Origin of the sequence: Stutzerimonas nosocomialis, from assembly GCF_005876855.1 — a bacterium.
GTDB lineage: Bacteria > Pseudomonadota > Gammaproteobacteria > Pseudomonadales > Pseudomonadaceae > Stutzerimonas > Stutzerimonas nosocomialis.
The window spans coordinates 1-880 of the sequence record NZ_QLAE01000081.1; the positions used below are offsets into that span (position 1 = coordinate 1).

Below are 880 nucleotides of genomic sequence, written 5' to 3' on the forward strand. Positions count from 1 at the left end.
GGCTCTGTTGCAAAGATTGGCGGCAGTCAGAGGTAGGCTGTCGCTCTGCGCCGATCAGGCGGCTGCTGCGAAATGGTGGTTGAGCATGCCCATGGCCTCCGTCAGCGCCGAGGGCCCAATGCCAAAAGCTCTCTCCACAAGGCGCACCTCGCCCCTGATGCCGGGCTGCAGGCACCAGGGGCGAGCCTGTCCTTTGCGCAGGGCTCGCATGACTTCGAATCCCTTGATCGTGGCATAGGCCGTGGGGATCGATTTGAAACCGCGCACCGGCTTGATCAGTATCTTGAGCTTTCCGTGATCGGCCTCGATCACGTTATTGAGATACTTCACCTGCCGGTGGGCCGTCTCCCGGTCCAGCTTTCCTTCGCGCTTCAATTCGGTGATCGCTGCACCATAGCTCGGCGCTTTGTCGGTATTGAGCGTGGCAGGCTTTTCCCAGTGCTTCAGGCCTCGCAGGGCCTTGCCCAGGAACCGCTTCGCTGCCTTGGCGCTGCGGGTCGGCGACAGGTAGAAATCGATCGTGTCGCCCCGCTTGTCGACTGCCCGGTACAGGTAGGTCCACTTGCCCCGCACCTTGACGTAGGTTTCATCCAGGCGCCAGCTCGGATCAAAGCCACGCCGCCAGAACCAGCGCAGCCGCTTCTCCATCTCCGGGGCGTAGCACTGGACCCAGCGATAGATCGTCGTATGGTCGACCGAAATGCCGCGTTCCGCCAGCATTTCCTCAAGGTCGCGATAGCTGATCGGATAGCGACAATACCAGCGCACCGCCCACAGGATCACATCACCCTGGAAATGGCGCCACTTGAAATCCGTCATCGTTCCGTCCGTCCAATCTCCGCCAAGCATGCTCAAGCTTCACGATTTTTGCAACAGAGCC

The 880-nt window shown here is 60.6% G+C and carries 1 protein-coding gene; it reads right to left on the bottom strand.

Going from position 1 to position 880, the window contains the following annotated elements:
* Positions 1 to 54 precede the first annotated feature (54 nt).
* On the bottom strand, positions 55 to 819 hold the full coding sequence (locus DN824_RS22410) for an IS6-like element IS6100 family transposase (protein ID WP_001389365.1): 765 nt from the start codon (positions 817 to 819) through the stop codon (positions 55 to 57).
* Positions 820 to 880: the final 61 nt, after the last annotated feature.

Coding starts and splice junctions, on each gene's coding strand:
- DN824_RS22410 (WP_001389365.1), bottom strand. CDS start 819: ATGACGGATTTCAAGTGGCGCCATTTCCAGGGTGATGTGATCCTGTGG.